This window comes from Synechococcus sp. RC10B2 (assembly GCF_047502635.1).
In genome coordinates, this window is the sequence record NZ_JANSHO010000046.1 from 1 (window position 1) to 7107 (window position 7107).

At 56.9% G+C, this 7107-nt stretch carries 7 protein-coding genes and 1 pseudogene; 7 read left to right on the forward strand and 1 reads right to left on the reverse strand.

The genetic code is table 11. The features are described from left to right. Nucleotides 1-32: 32 nt before the first annotated feature. The gene (locus NW855_RS05770; protein ID WP_414402952.1) at nt 33-851 is read right to left on the reverse strand and encodes an imelysin family protein; all 819 of its coding nucleotides are present in this window, start codon (nt 849-851) and stop codon (nt 33-35) included. Between the two features lie 390 nt (nt 852-1241). On the opposite strand from NW855_RS05770, the gene NW855_RS05775 reads away from it, so the two are divergent. From NW855_RS05775 to NW855_RS05805, 7 genes and pseudogenes are all read left to right on the forward strand, one after another. Beyond that, complete coding sequence (locus tag NW855_RS05775) at nt 1242-2276, forward strand: chlorophyll a/b binding light-harvesting protein (RefSeq protein ID WP_011431394.1); 1035 nt, start codon at nt 1242-1244, stop codon at nt 2274-2276. A 56-nt stretch (nt 2277-2332) separates the two neighbouring features. Further along, nucleotides 2333-2842 (forward strand): flavodoxin FldA, encoded by a 510-nt coding sequence (gene fldA / locus NW855_RS05780; protein WP_414402951.1) that lies wholly within the window; start codon nt 2333-2335, stop codon nt 2840-2842. Between the two features lie 48 nt (nt 2843-2890). Next, nucleotides 2891-4471 carry a chlorophyll a/b binding light-harvesting protein gene (locus NW855_RS05785; protein ID WP_011431392.1) on the forward strand — a complete coding sequence of 527 codons (1581 nt, stop codon included), beginning with the start codon at nt 2891-2893 and terminating at the stop codon, nt 4469-4471. 342 nt (nt 4472-4813) lie between these two features. Continuing rightward, complete coding sequence (locus tag NW855_RS05790; protein ID WP_228375351.1) at nt 4814-5386, forward strand: alpha/beta fold hydrolase; 573 nt, start codon at nt 4814-4816, stop codon at nt 5384-5386. 181 nt (nt 5387-5567) lie between these two features. Continuing rightward, nucleotides 5568-6014, forward strand: a pseudogene (locus NW855_RS05795) (universal stress protein). Between the two features lie 289 nt (nt 6015-6303). Continuing rightward, nucleotides 6304-6657, forward strand: a complete 354-nt coding sequence (locus tag NW855_RS05800; RefSeq protein ID WP_011431390.1) for a ferredoxin-thioredoxin reductase catalytic domain-containing protein — start codon at nt 6304-6306, stop codon at nt 6655-6657. A gap of 96 nt (nt 6658-6753) precedes the next feature. Next, nucleotides 6754-6870, forward strand: coding sequence for a photosystem II reaction center X protein (locus NW855_RS05805; RefSeq protein ID WP_011431389.1), 117 nt, complete (start codon nt 6754-6756; stop codon nt 6868-6870). The last annotated feature ends 237 nt before the right edge of the window (nt 6871-7107 follow it).

Consider the following 7107-nt stretch of genomic DNA (forward strand, 5'->3'; position numbering starts at 1 on the left):
CTCTCCTTCCTCTTGAATACCTGTACCCTATTTTAAATTAAAAGGCTGTAACTCTTGCTGCCCTCGCCGGCTTTTACCCATTCTTCGCGAAAAGCAGGCAGCCCTTGCACTCCCTCTGTCCAGCTTTTGAGCAGCTTTGCCGCCGTATCCGCCAAAACTGGGCCAAGGGCAGCCAAGTACTCCCGATCCCGCTCGGTAAAGTCTTGCAAAGACTTGTTGTTATCCACGCCAAAGAGCAAGAAGGCCACGGCATGAAATCCCTTTTGCCCGCTTTCCAACTCGGCCACGGTCTCTGGAGTGAGGGGATCGCCGCTGTTGAGAACTTCCAGCACCTCCACCTCGTTCAGGGGCCATTCGTCCAAATCCGCATCCAGCCCCAAATAAGCCGCCGGCCCAAAGGCAAAAGCCTCGCTCTCCTCCCAAGTGATGCGGGCAACAGACCAAGCCTGGCGAGCCGCTTGCAAAGTCTGGGCATTGGGATCTTGCACGAAGGCCTGGATGGCCTGAGACAGGGCCTGGGTATCGGCGACCAACTGCTCATAGGCAGGGATCACCACCTGATCGGCAAAGTCGAGCAAAATCTGCCGATCCTGAAACCGCTGCTCAGGAGAGAGCACAACGGCTGGCCGGCGAGAGCCTGCCCCTTCTTCCCCACCCTCGCCGCCGCCATCCACCGGGATAGGCCGACACTCCGGGTTCATTTGAGCTGCCTGCTGAGGCGAAGCCTGGCTCAGGGCCGGTGGATCCCCGCCGCCCGCAGCCGAGGGATCCTTTTGGGTTTCCCCGCAAGCGGCCCCGCTGACCAGAACATAAAGCCCTATCCCCGTCCACAGCTTCAGATACCTCGACATCTCCTCCGACTCCTTTGCCCTCGACTTGGCCAACTTTGGCTTGATTGTAATCCAGCTATTGCGACTCAATCTTAAGAAGGGAGAGATTTTTATCACCGGCTGCCACCGGATCGCCCGGCTCGTCCCTCTGCGGGCCAGCTTCCATCTGCAGCTTCCCCAGGTGGGGCTATGGGCGGATACAAGTCCGACTCTTAACAAAACTTAACTCTAAAGACATTGATATTTGTTTGCAAGAAGCCTAGAGTAGGTCACAGCTCGCTGTTGAGATTTACTCTCAACAGTTGGTTACGTGTCTCGAAAGGATGTGTCCGTGCGGCCAGAGGCGGGCCTGGGGCAAGGTCTCTGGCCTTTTCCTAGAAAAGCTTGTTTAGAAACGCAAGAGGAGCGGAGATGACAGCGACGACACTCAAGCAAGAAGGGGGATCTAGCTCGCAACAACAGATCCCGTGGTGGGCGGGCAACGCCCGTTTGACCGATCTTTCTGGCCGGCTGCTGGGGGCGCATGTGGCCCATGCCGGGCTGATCGTTCTCTGGGCAGGGGCGATGACCCTGATCGAGTTGGCCAAGTTTGACCCCAGCCGACCGATGTATGAGCAGGGGCTGATTCTCTTGCCCCACCTGGCCAGCTTGGGGCTGGGGGTGGGATCCGGCGGGGAAGTCCTGGATACGGATATCTACTTTGCGGTGGGAGCGATCCACCTCATCAGCTCTGCCTTTTTGGGGTTTGGCGGCATTTTTCATGCCCTGCGCGGGCCGGCGGTGCTGGATCCCAAAGCCTTTCCCCTGTTTAGCTACGACTGGCAAGACAAAAACAAGATGACCACCATCCTAGGGATCCACCTGGTGCTGCTGGGATTGGGAGCCTGGCTTTTGGTGCTCAAGGCAGTGGTGTTTGGCGGCTTGTTCGACCCGGTGGCAGGAGAGGTGCGCCTGGTGTCTCCCAACTGGAACCCCTTTGGCCACCTGTTGGGCATAGAAGGGCGCCACTGGATCGCCGGGGTGGACACTTTAGAAGACGTGGTGGGCGGCCACCTCTGGCTGGGCTTGCTCCTGGTGGCAGGTGGGGTTTGGCATATCGCGACCAAGCCTTTTGCCTGGGCAGAACGGATTTTTATCTGGTCTGGGGAAGCTTATCTTTCCTACAGCTTGGGAGCTTTGGCCTTGATGGGATTTATTGCCGCCTATTTCGTTGCCGTTAACCCAGTGGTCTATCCCGAAGTTTTCTATGGGCCGCTGCTGCAGGTGGGCTTGGATCGCTATCCCTTCTTTGAGCAAGGGGGAGCTCTCACATCTAGGGTTTGGCTGGCCAATGCCCATTTTTGGCTGGCCTTTTTCTTCCTTCAGGGCCACCTGTTCCATGCCCTGAAAGCGCGAGGGTTCAATTTCCGTACCGGCAGAGTAGAACTTGCAGCGCAGCAGGCCTAACGGCAATCTAGCCATCTGATTTTGAGCTTTGCACTTGCAGTTTCGAGGTAGGAGCAATGGCAAAAGTAGGTCTATTTTTCGGCACTCAAACCGGAAATACCGAGAGAGCCGCTGAGATGATCCAAAAAGAGCTGGGCGAAGACAATGTAGATTTGATCAACATTGCCGAGGCCACGGTTGAGGACTTTGATAGGTACGACTACTTAATCATCGGCTGTCCAACTTGGAATATCGGGGAGCTGCAGGCCGATTGGAATGGGTTTTTCCCCTATTTGGATGAAATCGATTTTTCCGGTAAGACGGTAGCCTATTTTGGAGTTGGGGATCAGTTGGGCTATCCCGACAACTTTCAAGATGCCATGGGGATCCTGACCCAAAAAATTGCCGAGCGCGGCGGAAAAAACGTCGGCTCCTGGCCTACAGAAGGCTACGAGTTCAATGAGTCCAAGGGAGTGGTTAACGGCGAGTTTGTCGGCCTTGCTCTGGATGAAGACAATCAGCCGGAGCTGACGGAAAAACGAATTAAAGAGTGGACGGCCAAACTCAAAACACTCTTCAATCTGTAATCTCAAACTCGGCTTCTTAGCTTGTTGTGGATACTGTGGGAGTTTGTCATGACTGGCGCAGTTCTATCTTCATCGCCTACCTCTGCTGAGGGATCCCCTCAGGTGAGCTGGCTGGCGGGCAATGCTCGCTTGGTGAATCTGTCCGGAAAGCTGCTGGGGGCCCACGTGGCCCATGCGGGGTTGATCATGCTGTGGGCCGGCGGCATGACTTTGTTTGAGGTGGCCCACTGGGATCCGGCTCAGCCCATGGGCAGCCAGGGGCTGATCTTGCTGCCCCATTTGGCCACGTTGGGCATCGGCGTGAATGCAGAGGGGGTGGCCACGGATCCCTATCCCTTTTTTGTGGTGGGCGTTCTGCACCTGATTGCCTCGGCGGTGCTGGGGGCAGGAGGGATCTTCCACGCCCTTTTGGGGCCGGAGGTGCTGGCCAAGGGAGAAACCTTTGCCGAGTTTTTCGGCTACGACTGGGAAGACGACGACAAGATGACCACCATCCTGGGGATCCACCTGCTGCTGCTGGGGCTGGGGGCCTGGTTGCTGGTGGCCAAAGCGCTCTTCTGGGGAGGGCTGTACGATGCTCAACTGGGCCGCGTGCGCGTAGTTACGGATCCCACCCTCAATCCGCTGCGGATCTTTGCCTACCTGACGCCGCTCATGGGCCAGCAGGGCATGGCCGCCGTGAACAATCTGGAAGATCTGGTGGGAGGGCACATCTATGTCGGCCTGCTCTGTGTGCTGGGGGGATGGTGGCACATAGCCACACGGCCCTTTGCCTGGGCCAAGCAGGTGCTGATCTACTCGGGCGAAGCCTACCTCTCCTACAGCCTGGGGGCCCTGGCCTACATGGGCATCTTGGCGGCCTATTTTGTCAGCGTCAACGAGATCGCCTATCCGGTGGCTTTCTACGGGCCGCTGGGGCTGGCTGCCGACGAGATGGGTGTGGTGAGCAGCCGCACCTGGTTGGCCACAGCCCACTTTGTCTTGGGGATCCTGTTTTTGGCGGGGCACATCTGGCATGCCATCCGGGCGCGGGCGGCAGCCAGCGGCTTTGACTTCCAGCACGGGGGCTGGGTGCGAGCCACAGATCCGCAGGTGGGCAACTTGGACACGCCGGTAAACCGGGGCGATCTCACCCTGCTGCTGCTGCAAAACCTGCCCATCTACCGGGAGGGCCTCTCTCCTTTTTTGCGCGGCTTGGAGATCGGCATGGCTCATGGGTACTTCCTGGTGGGGCCGTTTTACAAGTTGAGTCCGCTGCGGAATTCGGAGCAGGCCCTGACGGCAGGGACGCTGGCGACCATCGGCCTGGTGCTGATCCTGACGGTTTGTCTCTCCATTTACGGACGGGTGTCCTTTCCTCGCTCGCGGCTGGTGGCAGTGGTCAATACCCCCTACGGCGAGGTGGCCTATCCGACGCCGGGCGTGCAACTGATGGCCGAATCGCAGGGATCCCCTCAGCCGGTGCGCGTGCCGGCAGGCTCTGAGGATTTGCCGGAAAACTTGCGCACCCGCGCCGGTTGGAGCCAGTTGGCCGGAGGGTTTCTGGTGGGCGGCGTTGGCGGTGCCCTGTTTGCCTACATGCTCCTGGGCAGCGGCGATGTGGTAGCCCAGATTTTGCCGGGGCTGTAAAGGAGGGTTGAGGCTTCTCAAAGCAGGGAGGGGAGATCCTCATCCCCTTCTCTCTGTCGAGATCTGGCTCTACCTTTTGCCTGCCGGCTTCTGGATCCGATAACCCTTTTTTATGAAGCTTTTGTCAGCCAGCAACTTTAATCTTTCGACCGTCGAAATGGGATGGCTAAAATGAGCTTAGGTTCCGCTTCTGCGCCTTCTTTTGAAGCACTTTATTTGGGCGTTTCTCCCAGTCTAAAGCTTTTCGATCGGCCTCTGTTGGGATCCCTGGGAAAATGTTTCCGTGTAGCCTACTGGGAGTATCACCAAACCCAGGATGAGCCCTGTAGTTTGGAGACAGTCGTGACGCTGCTATACGAATACCTAAAAGCTTGGGATCGACCGGTACATCTCATCGGCCACGGCTTGAGCGGGGTGGTTGCCTATCTTTTTGCCTACTATTACCCCCAGCGGATACGGTCTCTAACCCTGCTGGCTGTAGGCAGTCAGCCTGCCGCCACCTGGCATGCCCATTTCTACGTGCAACGAAAAATGTTTTGCTGTAGCCGAGAACAGCTCCTGGTGCGTATAGCTCAGAGCCTTCTGCCAGCTTCAGAACAGTGGCGAGCGCGCTCACTCTCCCGCGCCCTGGCTAAAGATTTAGACACTTCCCCCATACCTCATTCCCTATTTCAGGTGGTAGCGATTCCAGCCCAGAAAGTGCCGGTGCCGATGTTGGTTTGCGCCAGCGAGGATGATCCCATTGTGGATCCTGCTTCGCTGGAGCAGTGGGGAAACTACTTAAAGCCAGGGGATCAAATGTGGTTTTGTCCTGGGGGGCGACACTTTTTTCACTATTCTTTTCCAAGTTTGGTCAACTTGAAAATCATGGATTTCTGGCAAAAGCTGCAGCAATTGCAGACCAGCCTTGCCTGAAAGACTGGCCTTTGTCCTTAGCTCAACTGCGAGTTTTGTCAGCAACCCCCAACCCCCGCAGATTGTTGGTGGCTCTAACCCTCCAAACAGACAGAAAGAGCTCTCATGCCATAGGGATCTCATCGCCGCCCACAGCGCCCCCAGAGAGACGGCGTCCACCCGGCTCCCCGCTAGAAGTAAAATGGGAGGGGTCGAGCCGGGCTTAAGCGGGGGATCCGCGACTAGGTTCGACAAGCTGCTCTTTCCCATCGACAACTCGCGCGAGACCAGCCACGCCTTGCCCTTGGTGGCAGACCTAGCGCAGCGCTGCAAAAGTCGGGTGTACTTGCTCTCGGTACTGGACAACATGGAGCTTGACGCGGAGCGAGCAGAACAAGCCCGGCAGAACATTCAGAACCTGCCCAAACAGACGGAGCTGGGCCTGCAGTAAATCGGCATCAACAGCGTCAAGAGCGAGTATCGCGAGGGAAAAGTACCCTTCGTCATCTGCGACGTGGCGGACGAGCTGGAGATCAGCCTGATCGTGATGGGATCCCGCAGCCTCAGCCTGTCTGCCGAGGGGCAGAACAACTCCGTCAGCCACCGCCTCATCGACCTTGCTCCCTGCCCGGTGCTGGTCGTGCCCTGAGAAAAGGGATCCCGGTCAGCGTGATCCTGTAGAGTACCCTAGGGCGGGGTCTTGCCAAGTCCAAACAATGTTGCCTTGTGTAACAGCACGGCTGTCACTGTTTGTCTTCTCTAAAAGTCTGCAGTACAACGAAGAGCAAGATACAGCTTTGTCCGACTTCGGGGGAGGTCTGTAGAATCAGCAGGATCCCGGCATACGCACATCTGTATTAACTTCAGAAAGTGTGGCCGGAAGAAGCTGTGAGCCTCATTACCAGCAACAGCCGGTCAGTTCCCTTCCGAGAATCGTCATGGAAAGTCGTGGTTACAACAAGGCCTCCCAGAAGACTTTTGAGGTGATGCGGCATTTCGCAGAAACCTACGCCAAACGTACCGACACTTTTTTCTGCTCTGATCCTACGATTACGACAGCGGTGATCGAGGGCTTGGCTCTGCACAAAGAGCAATTGGGCGCTCCGCTCTGCCCCTGTCGTTTTTATGAAGACAAAGAGGCGGAAGTGAAAGCCGGCTATTGGAACTGCCCCTGTGTACCCATGCGGGAGCGAAAGGAATGCCACTGTATGCTCTTTTTAACTCCAGATAACCCCTTCGCCGGCACCAGCCAAACCCTAGAGGAGGTGCCCCTAGAGTACCAGGCGAAATAGTCGGCAATGCGTCTGTCTCTGGGTTGAGCGACAAAGACCAGTATAATCGGGAAATAGTTGAGTGGTTGATAGTCGCACGAGGAGGAAACTCTTTTTATGACTCCCTCACTGGCTAATTTTCTCTGGAGCTTGGTGTACGGCGCAGTGGTGCTGGGGCTTCTCTTCGGCGCCATCGTCTTCGTCAGCCAAAGAGATAGGGTGCGTCGTCGCTGATCCCTCTGCTCGCGCTGATGCTCTACTTCTTTGCTGTTGTTGCTGAGTGGAAAGAGACTCGGGTGCTAAGGTTTGCTCTGGTAGGCAACTGCCAGGGTGCTTTGTCCACCTGTCAGGGATCCAGCCGGGTTGAGTGACAACCGGATCGACGTGCTTGGCGCCGTTGTTGCTAACGCTCACAAAAAAGGATAGCTTGGTAGCCCCGCACTTGAGTGCGGGGCGGAAAAGCCCGCTAGC

What these genes read in the sequence shown, in the direction of transcription:
- NW855_RS05770 (WP_414402952.1), bottom strand. Translation starts at nt 851, where the DNA reads ATGTCGAGGTATCTGAAGCTGTGGACGGGGATAGGGCTTTATGTTCTG.
- NW855_RS05775 (WP_011431394.1), top strand. Translation starts at nt 1,242, where the DNA reads ATGACAGCGACGACACTCAAGCAAGAAGGGGGATCTAGCTCGCAACAA.
- fldA (WP_414402951.1), top strand. Translation starts at nt 2,333, where the DNA reads ATGGCAAAAGTAGGTCTATTTTTCGGCACTCAAACCGGAAATACCGAG.
- NW855_RS05785 (WP_011431392.1), top strand. Translation starts at nt 2,891, where the DNA reads ATGACTGGCGCAGTTCTATCTTCATCGCCTACCTCTGCTGAGGGATCC.
- NW855_RS05800 (WP_011431390.1), top strand. Translation starts at nt 6,304, where the DNA reads ATGGAAAGTCGTGGTTACAACAAGGCCTCCCAGAAGACTTTTGAGGTG.
- NW855_RS05805 (WP_011431389.1), top strand. Translation starts at nt 6,754, where the DNA reads ATGACTCCCTCACTGGCTAATTTTCTCTGGAGCTTGGTGTACGGCGCA.